This window comes from Pseudoxanthomonas sp. SL93, assembly GCF_026625825.1.
Classification (GTDB): domain Bacteria; phylum Pseudomonadota; class Gammaproteobacteria; order Xanthomonadales; family Xanthomonadaceae; genus Pseudoxanthomonas_A.
Genome location: NZ_CP113065.1, coordinates 1695305 through 1716455, shown reverse-complemented (window position 1 = coordinate 1716455; position 21151 = coordinate 1695305). Strand labels below are relative to the sequence as shown.

At 68.6% G+C, this 21151-nt stretch carries 19 protein-coding genes; 11 read left to right on the top strand and 8 right to left on the bottom strand.

Going from position 1 to position 21151, the window contains the following annotated elements:
* Positions 1–41 precede the first annotated feature (41 nt).
* A complete protein-coding gene (locus OVA13_RS08110) occupies positions 42–2363 on the bottom strand; it encodes an amylo-alpha-1,6-glucosidase (protein WP_267793268.1) in 2322 nt (773 codons plus the stop codon).
* 131 nt (positions 2364–2494) lie between these two features.
* Here OVA13_RS08110 and OVA13_RS08105 point away from each other — a divergent pair, with 131 nt between their 5' ends.
* Together OVA13_RS08105 and OVA13_RS08100 are read left to right on the top strand one after the other, a co-directional pair.
* Positions 2495–2884, top strand: a complete 390-nt coding sequence (locus tag OVA13_RS08105) for an MAPEG family protein (protein ID WP_267793267.1) — start codon at positions 2495–2497, stop codon at positions 2882–2884.
* Between the two features lie 160 nt (positions 2885–3044).
* Positions 3045–4178 (top strand): COG3904 family protein, encoded by a 1134-nt coding sequence (locus OVA13_RS08100; RefSeq protein ID WP_267793266.1) that lies wholly within the window; start codon positions 3045–3047, stop codon positions 4176–4178.
* 105 nt (positions 4179–4283) lie between these two features.
* On the opposite strand, the gene OVA13_RS08095 is transcribed toward OVA13_RS08100, so the two are convergent.
* The 3 genes from OVA13_RS08095 to OVA13_RS08085 are packed head-to-tail and all read right to left on the bottom strand — an operon-like array spanning position 4284 to position 5741.
* The gene (locus OVA13_RS08095) at positions 4284–4508 is read right to left on the bottom strand and encodes an RNA-binding S4 domain-containing protein (protein ID WP_267793265.1); all 225 of its coding nucleotides are present in this window, start codon (positions 4506–4508) and stop codon (positions 4284–4286) included.
* A gap of 25 nt (positions 4509–4533) precedes the next feature.
* A complete protein-coding gene (locus OVA13_RS08090; RefSeq protein WP_267793264.1) occupies positions 4534–5184 on the bottom strand; it encodes a serine/threonine protein kinase in 651 nt (216 codons plus the stop codon).
* 23 nt (positions 5185–5207) lie between these two features.
* Positions 5208–5741, bottom strand: a complete 534-nt coding sequence (locus tag OVA13_RS08085) for an RNA polymerase sigma factor (RefSeq protein WP_267793263.1) — start codon at positions 5739–5741, stop codon at positions 5208–5210.
* Between the two features lie 164 nt (positions 5742–5905).
* On the opposite strand from OVA13_RS08085, the gene OVA13_RS08080 reads away from it, so the two are divergent.
* The 7 genes from OVA13_RS08080 (at position 5906) to OVA13_RS08050 (ending at position 15816) form a co-directional block, all read left to right on the top strand.
* Positions 5906–6934, top strand: a complete 1029-nt coding sequence (locus tag OVA13_RS08080; RefSeq protein WP_267793262.1) for a fatty acid desaturase — start codon at positions 5906–5908, stop codon at positions 6932–6934.
* A gap of 149 nt (positions 6935–7083) precedes the next feature.
* Positions 7084–9027 carry a DEAD/DEAH box helicase gene (locus tag OVA13_RS08075; protein WP_267793261.1) on the top strand — a complete coding sequence of 648 codons (1944 nt, stop codon included), beginning with the start codon at positions 7084–7086 and terminating at the stop codon, positions 9025–9027.
* 123 nt (positions 9028–9150) lie between these two features.
* Positions 9151–10803 carry a GGDEF domain-containing protein gene (locus OVA13_RS08070; RefSeq protein ID WP_267793260.1) on the top strand — a complete coding sequence of 551 codons (1653 nt, stop codon included), beginning with the start codon at positions 9151–9153 and terminating at the stop codon, positions 10801–10803.
* A 119-nt stretch (positions 10804–10922) separates the two neighbouring features.
* Positions 10923–13358, top strand: a complete 2436-nt coding sequence (locus OVA13_RS08065; protein ID WP_267793259.1) for a putative bifunctional diguanylate cyclase/phosphodiesterase — start codon at positions 10923–10925, stop codon at positions 13356–13358.
* Between the two features lie 54 nt (positions 13359–13412).
* Entirely contained in the window at positions 13413–14132 is a 720-nt protein-coding gene (locus OVA13_RS08060) for a pseudouridine synthase (RefSeq protein WP_267793258.1), read from the top strand.
* Positions 14133–14223: 91 nt separating this feature from the next.
* Positions 14224–15306 carry a GGDEF domain-containing protein gene (locus OVA13_RS08055; protein ID WP_267793257.1) on the top strand — a complete coding sequence of 361 codons (1083 nt, stop codon included), beginning with the start codon at positions 14224–14226 and terminating at the stop codon, positions 15304–15306.
* Positions 15307–15393: 87 nt separating this feature from the next.
* Positions 15394–15816: a universal stress protein gene (locus OVA13_RS08050; RefSeq protein WP_267793256.1), complete on the top strand. Its 423-nt coding sequence runs from the start codon at positions 15394–15396 to the stop codon at positions 15814–15816.
* Between the two features lie 36 nt (positions 15817–15852).
* Here OVA13_RS08050 and OVA13_RS08045 read toward each other — a convergent pair whose 3' ends face one another.
* Entirely contained in the window at positions 15853–16812 is a 960-nt protein-coding gene (locus tag OVA13_RS08045) for a DMT family transporter (protein ID WP_267793255.1), read from the bottom strand.
* On the opposite strand from OVA13_RS08045, the gene OVA13_RS08040 reads away from it, so the two are divergent.
* Positions 16811–17575, top strand: coding sequence for a Pr6Pr family membrane protein (locus tag OVA13_RS08040; protein ID WP_267793254.1), 765 nt, complete (start codon positions 16811–16813; stop codon positions 17573–17575). The genes OVA13_RS08045 and OVA13_RS08040 overlap by 2 nt on opposite strands.
* 19 nt (positions 17576–17594) lie before the next feature.
* Positions 17595–18884, top strand: coding sequence for an MFS transporter (locus tag OVA13_RS08035; RefSeq protein WP_267793253.1), 1290 nt, complete (start codon positions 17595–17597; stop codon positions 18882–18884).
* Positions 18885–18903: 19 nt separating this feature from the next.
* Here the strand turns inward: OVA13_RS08035 and OVA13_RS08030 are convergent, their stop codons facing one another.
* The 3 genes from OVA13_RS08030 to OVA13_RS08020 form a co-directional block, all read right to left on the bottom strand.
* Positions 18904–19725 (bottom strand): DUF72 domain-containing protein, encoded by an 822-nt coding sequence (locus OVA13_RS08030; RefSeq protein ID WP_267793252.1) that lies wholly within the window; start codon positions 19723–19725, stop codon positions 18904–18906.
* Positions 19726–19740: 15 nt separating this feature from the next.
* On the bottom strand, positions 19741–20172 hold the full coding sequence (locus tag OVA13_RS08025; protein ID WP_267793483.1) for a VOC family protein: 432 nt from the start codon (positions 20170–20172) through the stop codon (positions 19741–19743).
* 76 nt (positions 20173–20248) lie between these two features.
* Positions 20249–21061, bottom strand: coding sequence for a helix-turn-helix domain-containing protein (locus OVA13_RS08020; RefSeq protein ID WP_267793251.1), 813 nt, complete (start codon positions 21059–21061; stop codon positions 20249–20251).
* Between the last annotated feature and the right edge of the window lie 90 nt (positions 21062–21151).

Below are 21151 nucleotides of genomic sequence, written 5' to 3'. Positions count from 1 at the left end.
CCGTCGGTCGGTTTCGCGTGTCCGCGAGGAACAATGGTGCGCTAGGGCGTACAGGTGCGCAGTGCGGGCAGGTCGCTGCGCAGGCGTGGCTGCGCGAAGCCGACGTCCGCGAACACCGCATCCACCTGTGCCTGGAGCCGTTGCCGCGAAGGCTGCGGCGCGCGATCGCGACTTGCACGCAGGCGACCGTCCGCGCCGATGACCCGTACCTGCAGGCGCTGCGGGCCCTGGTCCACTTCCACCCGTTCGCCTGCCTGGATCCGCAGGGTGATGGGCGCGTGGCGCGGAAAGTCCAGGGTCACTTCCGCCGCCAGCGCATCGAACGCATAGGCATGGCGCTGCAGCCCGTCCGCATCGCGCTGGAAGCGGCCACGCAGTTTGCCCTGCATGACGCGTGCGCCGTAGGTGACGGTATCCAGCTCCGCCGGCATGCGTGGTGCCAGCACCAGCCGGCCCTGCGCCGCGTCGGGCCGGATGCCGAGGAAGTGCTGGTACCACACCCGCTGGTACTCGGCGTTCGACCATGCCTGCAGGAAGGCTCCGGACAATGCGGGTTGCGCATGTCCCGGACGTGGCAGTGCATCGGTGTTCTCGGACAGGCTGCCCACCGCGCCCTCGTGCAGCGCCTGCGCGGTCATGTGCTTGAACAGCGCGTACGCAGGTTCCACCTGTCCGGCTTCCAGCATGCGCTGCATCGCGATGCCGTTGTTCCACAGCCACACGGTGCCGTTGTGGTACGCCGCGTCGAACGGATAGCAGGCGTCGGCGTGATGCCAGGGATGGAAGCCATCGTCGTCCTGCGACAACGAGGCCACACCCCATGGGTACACCAGGGATTCCCACACGTGCCGCGTCAGCGCTGCGCGTGCCAGCGGGTCGTCCACCAGGTCCAGCGCGAACAACTGGTTGGGGCGCAGGGTGAAGTCGGCACGATCATCGGCCGTCAGCCTGTCCGCCATCCGGGCTTTACCGCTGGTATCCACGTAGTCGTCCGCGAAGTGCCGCGCCACCCGCGCGGCGACCGCGCGCCAGCGCAGCGCGTCTTCGCCCCGGCCGAGCAGGTCCGCGAACGCCGCGCCGGCCAGCAGCTGCGCATGCCACAGCGCCTGGATGTCGTTCGCACGCGTGCCGCGCGGGGACCAGGGCACCTCGTCGAGCTTCGCATCCATCCAGGTGTCCGCATCCTCGTGGCGCAGGTAGCCGCGCGCGTCCATCCAGCGCTGCATGGGGCCGTCGATGGCGCGCTGCACCGCGGGATAGAGTTCCTCCACCAGCGCACGATCGCCGCTGTACCGAAGGTAGTCGTGCAGCGCTATCACGAAGCGCGGCGTGCCGTCGGTGGTGTTGTAGATGACGTCGTCCGGGCGCAGCCGGTTGGGAACGCGGCCGAAGTAAGGCGAGTCGGCATCGGTGTTCTGGTAGCGTGCGAACGAACGCAGGATGTCGCGCGCGGTTTCGAACTCGCCGTTCACCAGCGTGGCGCCGGGCAGCGAGATGAACATGTCGCGCCCCCAGTAATCGTTGAACCACGGCAGGCCAGCGTAGATGCCGCTTCCCGTCTGCTGCATCACCAGCTGGTCCAGCGTCAGCCGCGTCCAGGCCAGTGCCTGCGCGAGCGGCACGTCGTCGCTGCCGAACGCGCGTGCACCTTCCAGCTGTGCCTGCATCCGCTGGCCGCGTTGCGCCGCCCAGGCCGCTGCGTCGCGGCGCGCCTCGTCCACCAGGGCGCGCGCGGCCTCGCGCGTGTCGGCCAGCACGATCAGGAACCCGCGCGTGGAGGTCGTCTGCAGCACGTCGCCGCGGCGCGCCAGCCGTGCGGCCGGTTCGCGCGTGGCAATGGCCAGGACCTTGCCGGGCGCTTCGCGCGACGTCTGGAACGCGATGCCATCCTGCAGCCGCGCGCGGGAGAGCTGGGCGCCATGCAGCGAGATGCCGCTATTGGCTGCATGCAGGTCGTCCAGTTCGATCGCCAGCACCCGGTGTCCGTCGAACAGGCGCAGCGTTTCCCGCGCATCGCCGAACCGCCGCTGCAGCCGGTCCGGGTAGACGGTGACCTGTGCCTGCCCGCGCGACAGCGGCTGGTCGTCGCGCCACACGGTGTAGTCATGGAAGACGCGCCGCGTGCCGATGTTCCAGCCCGCGAAGTGGTCGTCGAAGCGGTCCTGGTGGGTGCGGCCGTGGAAATAGCCGTCGCGCTTGTCGGTGTAGGAGAAGATGCGGTTCTGCTGCGCGGTCACCGGCACGCCCAGGCGGTCCAGCGGCGTGGGCATGGCGACGGTCTGTTCCTGTGCCGACAGCCGCAACGGCAGCGAAAGGACCAGCAGCAGGGTGGCGAGGCATCGCCACGGAGGGAGGAGTCGCATCGTGCAGTGGTTCGCGGGTGGGCAGCCGGCATGGTAAACGCCGCCCTCCGGCATGTCCGCCACGTACGTGGCGGATCCGGGCGGTGCCGGATGCTAGAGTCGGCGCCATCCTTCGACCCGTGGAGTCCGTGATGCCGATCGAACTGAAGATGCTGGCCTGGTCCGTGGCGTTGGGCCTGGTGCATGTGCTGCTGGGCGCGGCACTGACGACCCGGCAGCGCGGGCTGAAGTGGAACGTGGGCGCGCGCGATGCCGCGCTGCCACCGGTGGAAGGCGTGGCGGCCCGCGTGGACCGCGCGCTGCGCAATTTCCTGGAGACCTTTGCGTTCTTCGCGGCGGCGGCGATCTCGGTGGTCGTGCTGGAGCGCGGCGACGGCGCCACCGCGCTCGGCGCGCAGGCGTATTTCTGGGCGCGCCTGGTCTACGTGCCGTTGTATGCGGCCGGTATCCCCTACCTGCGCACCGTGGTGTGGGCGGTCTCGCTGTGGGGCATCCTGCAGCTCCTGTGGGCCTTGCTGTAGACCCCGGGGCCGGGGTTCATGCCGGGGTGGGGTAGCGGCCGTGGTTTGACACTAGACTAGTCGCCACCCCCTACGCGACGGCCCTCCTGGCCGTGGCGGCGCCTTCCCCATGCAGCGGATGTTGTTCCGGTACCTCACCACATCACGAGTTCCCAGGTTGTTGGCCGTCGCACTGCTGCTGTGCGGCTGCCAGCCGTCGTTGCCGGACGACAGTGCCCCCGATGCGCAGGCGCAGGCGCAGGCGCCCGAGCCTGCGCCGTCGACCCCCGCGACGCGCGCGCCGCGGGGCGCCGAAACCTCCATCGATGGCGCGATCTCGACCAATCCGCTGCCCGCTCCGGCGCCCGCGGACAACCACCTGCCCACGGATTGGCCGGAAGCCAGGGTCAGCTCCGGTACCGCGAGGATCAGCTGCCAGGCCGAATACAACGACGAAGGCGGCGATGGCGTGCCGCTGGAGTCGCTGGCCTTCTTCAGCGTGGTGGATGCGCTTTCGCCCTGCCAGAAGGGCGGTGTGCTGCGGCTGCGCTATGAAGGCAAGATCGCGGCCGATTTCACCGACCTGATCGTGCGCGTGGCCGACGTCGCCACGCGGATGGGCATCGACAAGCGGATCCTGGATCTCGATTCGGCCGGCGGCCAGGTCGAGGACGCCATCAGGGCCGGTGATGCGATCGGTGCGACGCGCTGGACCGTCTGGGTACGCGAGGGATCGATCTGCCACAGCGCCTGCGTGTTCGTCCTGGGCGCGGGCGACAACCGCATGATCTCCGGCAGGGTGGGCGTGCACCGCATCATCCGCATGAGTTCCACCGCCACCACGCGCAGCGAGTTGAACGAGGAACTGCGTGGCGTCTACACCCGGGTGAAGGACTATCTGGAACGCAACGGCGTGGCCGTGGCCGTGGCCGACCTGATGATGACCGTGCCCAACCGTCGCCTGCGGCTGCTGAGCAAGGACGAACTGCAGGAATACGGACTGGACGGCACCAACGCCGCGCAGGACGACCTGGACCGGCTGCAGCTGATGCGTCGCTGCGGCGAGGATTTCGTGCAGCGGCGGGATGCCTTCATGCGCAGTTTCGACAGCGACTGCAAGGCGCCCGGCAGCGACCTGGAGGCCATGCAGGCCTGCGGCCTGAAGCTGCGCGAGCGGTTCCAGTTCCCCGACGCGAAATGCCCGGCGGACAGCCCGCTGTCCGAATTCGACCGGCTGGCGGATGTGGAAGCCGCGCCGGATGCGCCGGATGACACAAGCGCTCCAGCGCCTCCCGAGGCCGGGACCGGGCCCTGAGCCCCTCGCGCGTGCACGGTACGCGCGCCTGGCGAGCAGCCCCTTGTGTGAACAGAGCGAGTGTTCGACGGGGAGAACGGGATGCCGGTGGGCGGTGAGGGCGGGTCAGGCCTCGACGCCCAGCACCCGGATCTCGGCATCGCCGATGCGGACGACCTGGCCGGCGCGGATCTTGGCGGTCTTGCGCAGTTCCACCTCGCCATCCACCGTCACCTCGCCGCTGGCGACGATGGCCTTGCCCTGGCCGCCGCTGTCGGCGATGCCGACCAGCTTGAGCAGCTGGTTGAGCTCCACGTGGTCGCGGTCGAGTTCGAAATCGAGAGTCTGCATGCGGCCAGTGTAAGTCAGGCGGCGCTCATTCCCGCTCGAACCGGGCGATCTCGTCCAGCAACCGGCGGCCACGGCGGATGCCCGGGCTTTCGTCCAGGGTTTCGCGCTGGCCGCTGGCGGCGCGGCGGCGGTACTGCCAGCGCATCACGCCCATCGTGGCCACCCACCCGACCACGCCCAGCGCCAGGCTGGCGCTGATCCACAGCGGCGTTCCGGCGGTGGGATCGACCTTGCCGAGCCCGGCGACGCCCACCACGACCAGCACCCACATGATCCACCAGGGCAGTCCGCAGACATTGGCGTTGATGGCATAGAAGCGTCGCAGCAGGCCGAATTTCTTCTGGATCTTCAGTACCGGTGCGGCATAGTCGACGGAGGCGATCAGGCTCATCGTGATGCCGGCCATCACGACGGTCAATACGCCGAAGACGTGCAGCACGATGCCGGTGGCGAACAGGCCCGGTACGGCGGTGTTGCGCGTCCAGCAGGCCACGCCCAGCAGCAGGACGCACAGGCCCAGCGCGGCCTGCAGGGCCTGGCCCCAGAACAGCGGGCGCAGGCTGCTGCGTACCTTGTCCAGCTTGCGGTCGCGCAGCAGTTGCCACTGGATCTCTTCCTGCCGTTCCAGTCGTTGTCCAAGCGCCTGCCAGGCCGCCTTCAGATCGTCCGGTTCCATGATGCTCTCCTGTCGTAGGGGTTTCAGAGTTCGTCGCGGATGCGTTGCTTGAGGCGACTGATCTTGGTCGCGACGTTGGTTTCGCTGATGCCCAGCACCTCGGCGATGTCGCGGTAGGCGTGGTCTTCCAGATGAAGCAGCAGCAGGGCGCGGTCCAGCGCCGGTTGCTGGTGGATGAAGCGGTACAGCCTGTCCACCTGCTGCCGCGCTTCCGGGTCGTGTGCGCGCGGGTCGGCGGTGTCGTGGCGGGCGTCGTCCCAGGATTCGGTCTGCAGCGGCCCGCGCGACTGTTGGCGGACATGCGAGATCGCCACGTTCAGTGCGATCCGGTACATCCATGTACCAAACGGCCGCGCCGGGTCATACGCGGGAAACGAACGCCACAGCTGCGCGGCGATCTCCTGCGCCAGGTCATCGCGGTCCGCGGCCTGCCACGCATAGCTGCCGGCCACCTTCAGTACGATGCCGCGATGCTGCAGCAGCAAGGCCTCGAAGCGCACGTGCGCCTGCGTCTCGGTGTCCTTGTCCGTGTTCATCTGGGTGATGAGGGATGCCATCCGGTTGCCTTTGCCGATTGTGCGGGTCTGGACAGTGATTCGCCGGCATGCAGAAAAAATCACGCGCATCACATAAAAGTGCATGCCGGGTAAAGGAGCGCCGCCGTACGCTAGCGGACGTCATCGATAGGGCTCACAATCGGGCGGACCTTCGGAGATTCCCTTTGAGCGCTGCCACCACGCTGTCCAACCCCGCGGCCCAGTTGCGCACCCTATGTGCACCCTTCGCCAAGCCGAAAGTCGGCCGCGCGGTCTGGCAACTGCTGAACACCCTGCCGCCGTTGCTGGCGCTGTGGGCGCTGATGGCCTGGAGCGTGGTCGATGGCTGGGGTTACGGCTGGACGCTGCTGATGGCGATCCCCGCGGCCGGCCTGTATGTGCGCCTTTTCATCATCCAGCACGACTGCGGCCACGGCTCGTTCTTCGCCAGCCGTCGTGCCAACGACATCGTCGGCGCCTGCCTGGGCGTGATCACGCTGTTCCCCTATGGTTACTGGAAGAAGACCCACGCCATCCACCACGGCACCTCGGGCAACCTTGACCGCCGCGAGATCGGCGACATCAACACGCTGACCGTGGCCGAATACGAAGCGCTGCCGTGGATCAAGCGCCTGGGCTACCGCCTGTACCGCAGCACGCCGGTGCTGCTGGGCATCGGCCCGCTGTACCAGTTCGTCATCAAGCACCGTTTCCCGTTCGACCTGCCCTTCAGCTGGAAGAAGGAATGGGCCAGCGTGATGACCAACAACCTGGTGCTGGCCCTCACCGTGCTGGCGCTGGGCTTCCTGATCGGCTGGCACACCGTCTTCATGGTGCACCTGCCCATCGTGCTGATTGCCGGCGCGGTGGGCGTGTGGCTGTTCTACGTGCAGCACACCTTCGAGGAAGCCTACTGGAGCCGCCGCGAGGACTGGGACGCCGGCCAGGCCGCGATGGTGGGCAGTTCCTACCTGGACCTGCCGCAGGTGCTGCACTGGTTCACGGGCAATATCGGCTACCACCACATCCATCATCTGGCCTCGCGCATCCCCAATTACCGGCTGCGTGAAGCCTTCGAATCCAGCGAACTGCTGCGCATGGCGCCCCGCCTGACCCTGTGGAGCAGCCTGAAATGCGCCCGCCTGAAGCTGTGGGACGAGCAGAAGCGCCGTATGGTGGGTTTCGGCCGCCGGGCGCGCCAGACGGCCGGATGACCGCCTGATACCGGCATCGGGGCGGCGGAAAACCGCCCCTGACGGCCGCCCAGCGGGCCGTGAAGACCGGTGCGGGGCGACAGGGCAGGGCCCAAGGGCGCACAATATGCGGCTGGCGTGCGACTCCGCGACGCCCCCGGAGTTGCCCCATGTCTACCGAATCCCCCGCTTCCCCCCTGCTGTTCGCAGACCTGGGCCTGCCCGCCCCGGTCATGGCGGCTGTTGCCGAGGTGGGTTACGAAACCCCGTCGCCCATCCAGGCGGCCACCATCCCCGCCATGCTGGCCGGTCGCGACGTGCTGGGCACGGCCCAGACCGGTACCGGCAAGACGGCCGCATTCGCGCTGCCCGTGCTGGCCAACATCGACATGCAGGCCGGCAGGCCGCAGGCGCTGGTGCTGGCGCCGACGCGCGAACTGGCCATCCAGGTGGCCGAAGCCTTCCAGAAATACGCCGGCAAGATCCCCGGCTTCCACGTGCTGCCGATCTACGGCGGCCAGAGCTACCAGCCGCAGCTGCATGCGCTGAAGCGCGGCGTGCACGTCGTCGTGGGCACGCCCGGCCGCGTCATCGACCATCTGGAACGCGGCTCGCTGGACCTGTCCGGCCTGACCACGCTGGTGCTGGACGAAGCCGATGAAATGCTGCGCATGGGCTTCATCGACGACGTCGAGACGGTGTTGAAGAAGACCCCGGAAACGCGCCAGGTGGCGCTGTTCTCGGCGACCATGCCGCCGGCCATCCGCCGCATCGCGCAGACCTACCTGAAGGATCCGGTGGAGGTGAACATCGCCTCCAAGACCACCACGTCGGCGAACATCCGCCAGCGCTACTGGTGGGTCAGCGGCATGCACAAGCTGGATGCGCTGACCCGCATCCTGGAAGTGGAAACGTTCGACGGCATGATCATCTTCGCCCGCACCAAGGCGGCGACCGAAGAACTGGCCGACAAGCTGCAGGCCAGGGGGCTGGCCGCGGCCGCCATCAACGGCGACATGCAGCAGGCCGCGCGCGAGAAGACCATCCAGCAGTTGAAGGACGGCAAGCTGGACGTGCTGGTCGCCACCGACGTGGCCGCCCGCGGGCTCGACGTGGAACGCATCAGCCACGTGCTGAACTACGACATTCCGTACGACACCGAAAGCTACGTGCACCGCATCGGCCGCACCGGTCGCGCGGGCCGCAGCGGCGAGGCGATCCTGTTCGTCACGCCGCGCGAGAAGGGCATGCTGCGCGCCATCGAGCGCGCCACCCGCCAGCCGATCGAGGAAATGCAGCTGCCCAGCGTGGAAGCGGTGAACGACCGGCGCGTGGAGAAGTTCCTCTCGCGCATCACCGACACCCTGGCGGCCGGCAAGTCCGGCGAGTTCCGCGCGCTGATCGAGCGCTACGAGCGCGAGCAGAACGTGCCGGCGGTGGACATCGCCGCGGCGCTGGCGCAGCTGGCGCAGGGCGACACGCCGCTGCTGCTGTCGCAGGACCGCGCGCCGCGCGAGCGCAGCGACAACAACACCGCCTACGGCAAGTCCGCGCGCCACGAACGTCCTCAGCGCGACGAGCGCCCGCAACGCGACGAGCGTCCGCGCCATCGCGAGGACGGTGCCGCCTTCGAGCGCCCCGCGCGAAGCTTCGACAAGCCTGAGCGCGCGCGCATCGAGCGCCCCGACTTCGACCGCCCGCGTGCCGACAAGCCGCCGCGCAGCGCACCGGACGTGGGCATGGAGAGCTACCGGATCGAAGTGGGCCACGCCCACGGCGTGAAGCCTGCCAACATCGTCGGCGCCATTGCCAACGAGGCCGGGCTGGAAAGCCGTTACATCGGCCGCATCGACATCCACGACGACTACACCGTGCTGGACCTGCCCGAGGGCATGCCGCGTGAAGTGCTGACCCACCTGAAGAAGGTCTGGGTGTCCGGGCAGCAGCTCCGCATCCACAAGGCGGGCGAAGAGGCGGGCGACGCGCCGCCGCGCCGCTTCGGCAAGCCCGGCATGGGCAAGCCCGGGGGCGGCAAGCCGCCGAGTGGAAAGCCAGGCTTCAAGCCGCACGCCGGCAAGCCGCACCGCAAGGGTCCGCCCCGGTCGCACGAATAGGTGCCGGGAACGGGCCTGCCGCGTGACGGCAGGCAATGGGGTGGCACGAACATTGCTTCCTCCTTCACAGGACTGCGTTCCCCTTGCGGGCGGCAGGTTGGCATCGGGGTGGTCGTGAAGGGGATGGTTTCCAAACCGGGGGTGTTCGCATGGCTGCTGCTGGCGCTGTGCGCCGCATCATGTGCCGCGACGGCAACCCCGCAGCCCGGTCGCGACTATCTGGTCACGGGCGCCGCGGCGACCCAGGGGGCGCCGGTCCGCGCCTGTGATCCGGCGGTGCTGGCCACCCTGCAGGAACAGATCGAGATCCCGGCGCCGCCAGGCGGCTGGCCGGGCGCGCCGCAGGCCGTGAACGTGTTCAACGTGTTCGCCGGCGAGGTGATGGTGCGCCATGGCGACCGCGAGGTCTGCGGACGCATGCACGATGCCCGCACGCGCGACTCCCGTTTCCGTGCCGGCGTGGGCATGGTGGTGGTGCCGCCTGCCGGCGACCGCGAGCCGATCCGGGTGGCGTGGGCCACGCCGCTGAAGGCAGGCTGGATTCCCACCGTGCGCATCGGTGCGCCCAGTCCCGTGCAGCAGATCGACACCGCGCGCCTGCTGGTGCGCACGGCCTGCCTGGCCATCGCCATCGCGCTGGCCTTCACCGCCCTAATGGGGTTCCTGAGCGCCCGCGACCGCGCGTTCCTGGGCTATGCCTTGCTGTGCGTGCTGTCGGTGCTGTGGCAGGCCACGTTGAGCGGCCTGAGCGGCTATCCGGAGCCGTGGTTGCCGGTCGGCACGGACGAATCCCGCTGGCTGGTGGCGTTTTCGTGTTTCGGCCTGCCGATGCTGGTGTACGTGATGTGGTGGCTGGTGGGCGGCATGCGGCGCTGGCCGGCATCGCGGCAGCCATTGCGCTATGCGGTGGCGGCCGTCTGCAGCCTGGGCGTGCTGGCGGCATGGCTTCCCCTGCCGTGGCTGGCGAGCATCGCGACCGCCCTGGACCAGGTGTTCGCCATCGCCTGCGCCGCGATCCTGGTGGTGGGGTGGCTGGGCCTGTGGCAACGGCGCGCCGACACCGTGGCCGTCGCGGGCATCGCCGCGGTGCTGCCGTTCCTGGTGATGGCGGCGATGGACCTGCTGGGCCAGCCGTGGCTGGTGGAACACCGCGTCGAAGCCCTCCAGTTGTCGATCACCTGGTTCCTGATAGTCAGCGCGTACGCGTTGAACCTGCGGCTGGGCCGGTTGCGCCAGCAGCGCGACGAGATGCAGGCGCTGGCGGATACCGATGCCCTGACCGGCCTGCCCAATCGGCGTGCCGGCCTGCGGCGCCTGGACGAACTCGTGCAGATGGCCCGGGCGTCGGGGGTGCCGTTGACGGTGGGCTTCCTGGACATCGACCTGTTCAAGCGGATCAACGACGTCCATGGCCATGCGGTGGGCGACCGCGTGCTGGTGGCGGTGGCGCACACGCTGACCACCGCGGTGCGCGACCCGGCCGACGTGGTGCGGATGGGCGGGGAGGAATTCCTGGTGCTGCTGCCGGGCGTGGAAGCCGCTACGGCGCGCCAGCGTTTCGAAGCCATGCGCCGGCAGGTGGCCAGGGCTGGGACCGACATCGGCACGTCCGGGCTGTCGGTGACGGCCAGCATCGGCCAGGCGTCGTTGTGCGATGCCGACGATGACGGCGCCAACCTGCTGCGGCGGGCCGACGAAGCCATGTACGGCGCCAAGCGTGCGGGCCGCGACCGGGTGGTCGAAGCCGGCACGTTCGCGCTGGACGGCAACAATTGACGCCCTGCGGCCACGCGGGGCGCCCACCGCGCTCAAGCCCGCGGGTTCGCGGCCGATGACCCGGGGGTGGAAGGTGGCGGTCGCACCGCGCCAGCCGCCTGACACGAAGGGAGCGGCACGTGGACATTGAAGGAACACATCCCGCAGGCGCACGCACGGCAGACGGCACCGCCGGAGAAGCGAATCAACGCGGCCTGCAGCGACTCCCCATCCGGGTCGCCGCCCTCATCGTCCTGTCCGCATTCGGCGCGCTGCTGACGGCGGCCATCCTGGAAACCCAGGCCGGTGCCACCGCCTACATCATCGGCGAGAGCCATTGGTCCAAGGCCCAGCAGCGGGCGGTGCACAGCCTGTACCGGTACGCCGGCCACGCCGATCCGTCCGACCTTGCCGACGCCCGCGAAGCGCTGGATGTCCCCCTCGGCGACCGCGATGGCAGGCTGGCGCTGGAGCGCAGCCCGGTGGATCTGGCCGCCGCGCGTGCCGGGTTCCTGCGCGGCAACAATGCCCCGGATGACATCGACCGCCTGATCCGGATGTACCGCGTATTGTCCGGCGCCCCCTATTTCAAACAGTCGGTGCACTACTGGCGCCAAGCCGAAACCGAAATCCTGCAACTGGTGCAGCTGGCGGACGAACTGGAGCAGCGGTCGCGGCGCGGTCCGCTCGACGCGGCCAGCGTGCACCACTACCAGGAGCGCCTGCGCGTGATCGATGCGCGCGTGCGGCCGGTCGAGCTGGCGTTCTCGCGCTCGCTCGCCGACGGCGCGAACTTCATGCGGCATGTGCTGCTGGTGCTGAGCGGCATCGCCTTCGTGCTGCTGGCCGGCTATGCGCTCCACGTGATGCGCCGCACGCTGCGCCACGTACGCGAAACCGAGAGCGAGTTCCGCCTGGCATTCCACCAGTCGGCGGTAGGCATGCTGAAGATGGACCGCGACGGGCGCTTCACCCAGTCCAACGAAGCCCTGGCCCAGATCCTCGATATGCCGTTGCCGTCGCTGCGCCTGCGGACGCTGGCGGACGTGCTGCACCCGGAGGATCTGCCGCTGTCCGCGGGCGGCGGCATCGACTGGACGCGCATGGTGCAACCGGGCGAGCGCCGCCTGCTGCGCGCCGACGGCAGCATCCGCTGGGTGCGCTGGACGGCCTCGGTCATCGCAGGCCCGCAGCCCGCCGCCGACCAGATGTTCGCGCTGGTGGAAGACGTCTCCGAAGCGCACGAACTCGCCTGCGAGATCGCTTACCAGGCCAGCCACGACGAACTCACCGGGCTGATCAACCGGCGCGAAATCGGTCGCCGCCTGGGCCACGCGCTCGCGCATGCACGCAACCACGCCTCGCCGCACGCGCTGTGCTATGTCGACCTGGACCAGTTCAAGCTGATCAACGACACCTGCGGCCATGCGGCGGGCGACCGTTATCTCTGCCATTTCGCGCACGTGTTGTCGGCGCAGCTGCGACGTGGCGACTGGCTGGGCCGGCTGGGTGGCGATGAATTCGCGGTACTGCTGCATGACACGTCACTGGAAGCGGCGGAGGCCGCGATGGGGCGGGTGCAGACGGCGCTTGCGCGCGCCGCGTTCGCCTGTGACGGGCGTACGTTCGGCCTCAACTGCAGCATCGGCGTGGCCGAACTCAATGGCGAGGCGCCCGATGTCGACTGGCTGCTGCGCGCGGCGGATGCGGCGTGCTATGTCGCCAAGGAGGAAGGTCGCAACCGCATCCGCTGCTACCGCGAGTCCGACCAGAGCCTGTCGCGCCGGCGCCGCGAACTGGAATGGGTGGCGAACACCCAGCTGGCCATCGCCGAACATCGCCTGCTGCTGCATGCGCAGCTGATCGTCGCGGTCGACGACCCGGGCCGCCTGCAGTACGAGGTGCTGGTGCGCCTGCTCGACCGCGAGGGCCAGCTGCACGCGCCGGGCACCTTCCTTCCGGCGATGGAGCGGCATGGTCAGGCGATGGCGCTGGACCGCTACGTCGTGGATGCGGTGGTCGCGCAGCTCTCGGCCGACCCCGCCCACTTGGCCGAACTCGACCTGTGCCACGTGAACGTGTCGGCGCAGTCGGTGGCCGACCCTGTATTCCTCGCACACGTCGCATCGCAGCTGGACCGGCATCCCGGCGTGGCCCGCAAGCTGTGCTTCGAGATCACCGAGACGGCCGTGATCGGCAACCTGCCCGATGCGTGCCGCTTCATCGAAGCGATGCGCGCGCGCGGGGGGCGCATCGCGCTGGATGATTTCGGCAGCGGCCTGTCGTCGTTCGCCTACCTGAAGCGGTTGCCGGTGGACATCCTGAAGATCGACGGCGCCTTCATCCGCGACCTGGCCAACGGCGAAGCCGACCTGGCCCTGGTGCGCTCGATGAGCCAGATGGGGCAGGCGCTGGGCAAGGTGACCATCGCCGAATGGGTGGAGTCGGACGACGTCGTGCAGCAGCTGGCGGCGCTGGGCATCCGCTACGTGCAGGGTTACGCCGTACATGTGCCTTGCCCCTTGAGCGAGCTGATCCGCCACGGCGCGACCCGCCCCCAACTGGTCCCCGCCTGACGGCGCGCGGGGCGGGGCAGCCACCTGGCCGCGCGGATCGCCGATAATGCCGGGATGAGCGAACGCCTGAACAAACACATCGCCGAAACCGGCTTCTGTTCCCGCCGCGAGGCCGACCGGCTGATCGCCGAGCGCCGGGTCACCGTGAATGGCATCGCCGCCGGCGTGGGCGCGGTGGTCGGCCCGGACGACCAGGTGCTGGTCGACGGCCAGCCGTTGAAGGCGCGTGCCGCCAAGGCCGGCAAGCGCAAGCACGTCTACATCGTGCTGAACAAACCCGTCGGCATCACCTGTACGACCGAGTCGTCGGTGAAGGACAACATCGTCGAGTTCATCGGCCACGAGCAGCGCATCTTTCCGATCGGACGGCTGGACAAGGACTCCGAAGGCCTGATCCTGCTGACCAGCAACGGCGACATCGTCAACAAGATCCTGCGCGCCGAGAACCACCACGAAAAGGAATACCTGGTCGCCGTCAACAAGCCGGTGACCGACGAATTCCTGCGCAGCATGGCACGCGGCGTGCGCGTGCACGGGCAGATGACCCTGCCGTGCCGGGCCAGCCGCATCGCCAAGTTCGGCTTCCGCATCACGCTGACCCAGGGCCTCAACCGGCAGATCCGCCTGATGGCGGCCGCGTTCGACTACCGCGTCACCCAGCTGCGCCGCGTGCGCATCGACAACATCAAGCTGGGCGACCTAAAGCCGGGCCGCTGGCGCAATCTGACCGACCAGGAACTGCGCGGATTGCTGCCGCAGCAGGAGAGCTGGTGAGCGACGACGTGACGTCCGTCGCGTCCCGGTGCGACAACACCCGGCGGAAACTCGGCATACTGGCCTGCAACTTTTCACCCAAGACAATGGCATGAGCGCACCGCGCAAGCCCGACAACGAGGAAGAGCGGCTGGCCGCATTGCGCAGCTTCGACATCCTCGACAGCGAGCCGGAGCGGGCGTTCGATGACCTGGTGCAGATCGCCGCCGCCATCTGCGGGGTCCCCATGGCGGCGGTCACGCTGATCGACCGCGACCGGCAATGGTTCAAGGCACAGGTCGGCATGGAACAGCCGGACCCGTCGCTGGACACCTCGTTCTGCGCGCATACCATCCTCAGCCCCGACACGATGACGGTGGTGGCGGATGCCACCCGCGACGCACGCTTTGCCGACAACCCGCTGGTGACTGCCGAGAACGGCATCCGCTTCTACGCAGGTGCGCCGCTGGTGACCGCCGATGGTTTCGCGTTGGGCGCGCTGTGCCTGGTGGACGATCAGCCGCGCCACCTGGATGCATTCCAACTGTCCGCACTCGACGCTCTGTCGCGGCAGGTCACGCACTTGCTGGAGCTGCGCCAGGTGAGCCGCCAGCTGAGCCTGCAGCTGCGCGAGCGCGAGTGGTACGAACAGCAGCTGCACCATTACCATCATGAGCTGGAAACGCAGAATGCCGAGCTTTCCGAACAGACCCGTACCGACCCGCTGACAGGGCTGCCCAACCGTCGTGCGTTCGGTGCGGCGTTGGCCGCTGCGCAGGAGAAATCGCGCGAGACGGGTGAGCGCCTGGCCATCGCGGTGCTGGACGTGGACCACTTCAAGATGGTCAACGACCTGCATGGCCATGACGAAGGCGACCGCGTGCTGGTTGCGCTGGCCGACATGCTGAAAGCGCAGGTGGCGGGCAAGGGACTGGCGGCGCGCTACGGCGGCGAGGAGTTCGTGGTGCTGATGCCGGGTGCTTCGCTGGAAGAGGCGCGCCTGCAATGCGAGTTCGTCCGCCAGAGCGTGTCGCTGCTGCCCATCGGCCTGCCCATCTCGGTCAGCATCGGCCTGACCGCGATGGTGCGCGGCGACGACGCCGAGGCGATGTTCAAGCGTGCCGATACCGCGCTGTACGAGGCCAAGCGCAGCGGCCGCGACCGCGTGGTGGCGCTCTCCAACCAGGCGGCTTGATCCGGATCAATGCGGCCGCGCCCCGTCGGGCGCATGCTGTGGGACAGGGCAGGGCAACAGGGCGCTGCCTGTCACCGGAGAACATCCATGAAGATCCTGTTGGCCGTGGACGGCAGCGATATCGGCCTGGCCGCCGTGCGTCACGTCGTGCAACTGTCCAAGGCGTTGGCGGAACTCCCTGCCGTGACGCTGCTGTATGCCGATCCGCCGCTGCTGCGCTCGGTCGCGCTGGAGTTGGGGAGCGATGGGGTGCAGCGCTACCACGCAGAGAACGGCGCCTACGCCCTGAAGAAGGCGCGCACGGCGCTCAAGCGCGCACAACTCCCCTACACCGAGAAGGTGCTGGTGGGCGAACCCGCGGAAAGCATCGTCAAGCAGGCCAAGGCCGGCAAGGCCGACCTGATCGTCATGGGCACGCATGGGCGCGGTGCACTGAAGCAGCTGCTGGTAGGTTCGGTGGCCCTGAAGGTAATCGCGACCAGCCCGGTGCCGGTGGTCGTGGCACGCTGACATGCACGGCGGCGCCCGACCCGCGGGCGCCCGTTGTCAGTCCACCATGCCCTTGGCTTCGGACGTCCCCAGCACCTCGGGGTGGTGGATGTCTTCCTGCCGCGAACGGCGGCTACCGAGCAGCGGGTGCAGGAATACCGCGGCGAGGATGATCGCCACGCCCAGGTAGAACAGCGGCGTCAGTTCGCGTTGTTCGCCCAGCAGCACGATCGCCAGCACGATGGCGTAGACCGGCTCCAGGTTGGTCACCAGCTGCACACCGTAGGCGCTCAGGTGGCGCAGCGCGACCAGCGACAGCGCGAACGGCAGCAGCGTGCACAGCAGCGACAGCACCAGCAGCAGCAAGCCGTCATGCAGGCTGGGCAGGGTGAACAGGTCGCCGGCGAACGAAGGGAAGACCATCGGCATCAACGGCGCCAGCACCGTCAGCAGCAGCGTGCCCGCGCCGAGTTCCAGTCCGGTGATGGTCAGTGGTTCGCCGTGGTCGATCAGGCGCTTGTTCAGCGGGCCGAAGATGGCCACCAGCAGGGCCGAGATGGCCCCGACCAGCACGCCCAGGCGCATGCCGTCGGGAATGCCGCCGACCACCAGCGCCACGCCCGGCAACACGGCCAGCCCGAACAGCAGTTCGCGCACCGAGAACGGACGCCGCGTCAGCCAGGGTTCGATCACCGAGGTGAAGGCCGGCGCCAGCGCGATGCAGGTCACCGCCACCGAGGCATTGGACAGCTTGATGGCGCCGTAGAAGGTCAGCCAGTGCAGCGCGACCACCACGCCGATGCCGCAGTAGGCGAGGATCAGCCTGGCCGACATCGCACGCAGTCCGCGCCAGACGCGCGGCAGCAGGGCCAATGCCGCGACCACGATCAACATGCGCCACCACACCAGCGGCAGGGCGGACAGCGTGATCAGCTTGCCAAGGATGGGGGTGAAGCCCCAGAGCAGCACGCAGGAATGGATCTGCAACTGGGCCTTGGTGGTCGGGGGCATGGGCATGGCGGCATTGTCGCCGAATCCGCCTGCCGCTGGCGACGACAACGGCGAGGGCATCGTTGCCTTCGCCCCCATCCATGGCATCCTCTGCGCCACACACCAGGAGCCCGCGATGCCCGACGCGTCCCCTCTGTCCCCGGCCACGCGATGGAGCGCGGCATTGGTCTGCGCCGTCTCCCTCGCATCGCTGGTACTGCAGTACGTGCTCATCCTGCAGGCCACGCGTTCGAACATCGGGCCGTTGCTGGGCAGCGTGCGGTTCTTCAGCTACTTCACCATCCTGAGCAACATCGCGGTGGCGCTGGTGACCCTGCATGGGGTGCTGGCGCGCGACGGCTTCTTCGCGCGCGCGCGGGTGCGCGCGGCCGTGGCGCTTTACATCGGCGTCACCGGCCTGGTGTACACGTTCGTGCTGAGCAAGCTGTGGGAACCGCAGGGTGCGCAGTGGTGGGCGGACAGCGGGCTGCACTACGCCACGCCGCTGCTGTACGGAGTGTGGTGGCTGGGGCTGGTGCCGCATGGCACGCTGACGTTGCGCGACGTGGTGGGATGGCTGGTCTTCCCGGCGCTGTATACGGCGTGGGTGTTCCTGCGCGGGGCATGGGTGGACGAATACCCGTACCCGTTCCTGGATGTCGGCCAGCTAGGGTGGATGAAAACACTGCTGAACTCGACCGCCGTACTGCTGCTCTTCCTGCTGGTGGGTGTGCTGCTGGTGGCGCTGGATCGGGCATTGGCGAGGCGGAACGCCGCCCGACCCGAGTGACCTGCCCATGACGCACGACATGCGCGCATCCAGCGCCGGACGCCCTTTCAATCGCAGCGACGCCAGGACGCTGGCGCTGTCCGCCCTGGGTGGTGCGCTGGAGTTCTACGACTTCGTCGTGTTCGTGTTCTTCACCCGCGTACTCAGCGTGCTGTTCTTTCCCGAAGGCATGTCGCCGTGGCTGGCGCAGCTGCAGGTGTACGGCATCTTCGCCGCCGGCTACCTGGCCCGGCCGCTGGGTGGCATCGTGATGGCGCATTTCGGCGACCGCCTGGGTCGCAAGCGCATGTTCACGCTGAGCGTCTTCCTGATGTCGGTACCCACGCTGCTGATCGGCCTGCTGCCCACCTACGCGCAGATCGGCGTGATGGCACCGGTGTTGCTGCTGGTGCTGCGCGTCGTGCAGGGCATTGCGGTGGGTGGCGAAGTGCCCGGTGCGTGGGTGTTCGTGGCCGAGCACGTACCGCGGCGGCGCATGGGCTTTGCCTGCGCCACGCTGACGGCCGGACTGACGGCCGGGATCCTGATCGGTTCGCTGCTCGCCGCCTGGATCAACGGACACTATGCGCCGGAGCAGGTCGAGGCGTGGGTCTGGCGTGTCCCGTTCCTGCTGGGCGGCGTGTTCGGCTTCGTGGCGGTCTGGCTGCGTCGCTGGCTGCACGAAACGCCGGTCTTCGAAGAGATGCGTGCGCGCAAGCAGTTGTCCCGGCAATTGCCGGTGAAACAGGTGCTGGCCGGGCATCGCACGGCGGTGGTGCTGTCGATGCTGGCGTCGTGGCAGCTGACGGCGGCCATCGTGGTGGTGGTGCTGATGACGCCGACGCTGGTGCAGGGCGCGTTCGGCGTTCCGCCGGCGGTGGCGTTCCATGGCAACAGCGTGGCGACCGCCGCGCTGATCGTCGGATGCCTGTGCGCGGGGTGGGCGGTGGATCGGTTCGGCGTGGCGCGCGCGCTGCTGGCGGGTTCCCTTGCGCTGGCCGCGAGCGTATATGCGCTGTACCTGCACCTGGCGATAGGCGACGGATCGGGCTTCGTGGCGCTCTACGCACTGGCGGGTTTCTGCTGTGGTGTGGTGGGCGTGGTGCCGGCCCTGATGGTGGCGGCGTTTCCGCCGGTGGTACGCTTTTCGGGCCTGTCGTTCTCGTACAACGTGGCGTACGCGGTCTTCGGCGGCCTGACGCCGCCGCTGATCGGGCTGCTTTCCCGCAGCTGGGGCGGCCTGGCACCGGCGCATTACGTGGCACTGACCTGCGTGGTCGGCATCGCGGTGGCCACCTTCGTGGCCATGAAGCATCCGCTGCGCTACTGACGCGTGCGTCGGTGCCGGATCAGGCACCCAGCAGGCGGATCAACTCCATCGCGGCCGCCGGGTTGCGTTCCTTCGCGCTGCTGATGAAGAACACGAACACGTCACGCCGTGGCACGTCGCCACTGCCGCTCGCCACGTGCGGCAGCTCCGGCACGTCCTCGCCCGCGGCCCATGCCTTGGCGCGCGATGCCCACTGGGCCAGTTCGGCGGGCGGGTAGCCGGTGTCGATGGGCTGCGAACGCATCAGGCGCGCGTAGGCGAAGTCCGCCGTCAGGTCGGCGAAGGACGGGTGCTCGGTCGAATCGGTGAAAACGGTGGCCACGTTGTGTCGCCGTGCCAGCGCGATCAACGCCTCGTCGACCGCTGCCGGATCGCGGATCTCCAGCGCGTGCCGCAGGGGGCGTCCGTTCCATTCACGCGGCAGTGCGCCCAGGAAGGCATCCAGTTCGGCCTGCTCCACGCGTCGTCCTTTTTCGAACTGCCAGACCAGCGGTCCCAGCTTCGCGCCGAGTTCGCTGATGCCACCGATGAAGTCCTCCACCTGTGACTGCACCGACGCCAGCGAACGCGCCTGCATGATGCGCTTGGGGGCTTTCGCCGAGAACACGAAACCCTCCGGCGCTTCGTCGCGCCACTTGGCATACGTGGCCGGCTTCTGCGTGCCGTAGTACGTGCCGTTGATCTCGATGGCGGTCAGCTGCCGGCTGGCGAATTCCAGCTCGCGCCGCTGCGGCATGCCGGCCGGATAGAAATTGTTGCGCCAGGGCGCGAACGTCCATCCACCGATGCCGACGCGGATGCCGTCGACGGGTTCAGGGGAACGGCTGAAAAGATCATCCATGCGAAGTCGTCGGGTTCAGGCTTTCCACGGATCATAACTGCCGAACCACCACAGATGGCCCTCAATGTCGCGGCAGGCGTAACCGCGGCCGCCATAGTCCTGGTCGGCGAGGTCGATGACGATCTCGGCGCCGGCCGCCTTCGCCTTTGCATGGTGCGCGTCGGCATCGCGCACGATGACGCAGCAGCTCTGGGTGTTGCGCATGCCGGCTTCGTCGGGCTGGAGGGTCTGCCTGCCCCAGTCGCTCTGCACATCGGTGGAACCCACCATGACCATGCCATTGCCGAAGCTGAGCTGGGCATGGTGGACCACGTCGCCATCGGCGTAGACGGCGTGGCGCTGGAAACCGAAGGCGTCGCACAGCCAGTCGATGGCCTTCAGGGCGTGGCGGTAGCGCAGGCAGGGGATGACCGTCGCGATGGTGTCGGCGGCGTGCGGGGCGGGCATGTTCATGGGCGTCTCCGTTGGCGTGGTGTCCGCATTCTCGGGCGCTGCGTACCCCGAGTCTTGTAAATTTCCGCGCTCAGTCCACGGCCACGTGGCCGTCCCACGCGCCACGTCTTGCGAACTCACCCGGCGACATGCCGGAGAACGCGCGGAACTCATGCACCAGATGCGCCTGGTCGTAGAACCCGCAGGCTACCGCCATGTCCGCCCAGCCCTCGTCCACCGGTGGTCGTGCCGACCGCACGGCATGGTGGAAACGCTGCAGGCGCAGGTAACGCTTGGGGCTGAGGCCGATCCAGTGCTGGAAGCGCTCGCCCAGCCGGCGTGCCGAGATGCCCATGTCGCGCGCCAGCGGTACCAGCGCCGCGACTTCCGGCCTGGCATCCAGCGCACGCAGCGCGTGCGCCACGTCGACAGGCACGATGCCCGTGCGACCGCTGGTGCGCAGCCAGCCTTCCAGTGCCTGCAGGCGCGCATCTGGAGAAGTGGCGGCCAGCAGCGCATCGCGCAGCGCGGCATCGCGGGCGCCCACCAGATCCTGCAGATCCACGCAGCCATCGCGCAGCACGTCCATCCGCTCGCGGAAGAACACCGCCGCGCCGCCCGGCTGGAATTCGACGCCCATCACCGCGACCTGTTCGCGCGTGTCGATGATCTGGCTGCGGCTGCGCGGACCTTCCAGTGCGTGGGCAGCGTGTACCTGGCAGCGGCGCTGTTCGTCGTACAGCCGGGACTGGTCTTCGCCCAGGTTGAGGATCACGCTGACGCCCGCGCCCGCCGGCGGCAGCACGCGCTCCAGGCGGAACGGCAGTTCTTCGCCCTGCCAGTCCCACAGCCGTCGTACCAGGGCCGACAGCGGCGGTGCGGGGGTGCGCGACGCGAAGCGCATGGCGGTTTCGTCCACGGATGAACCGTGTGCAGCATAGCCCGCTCGCGGCAGGACCGCGTCAGGGCGGCTTGAAAAAGCAGGAGCCGGGCA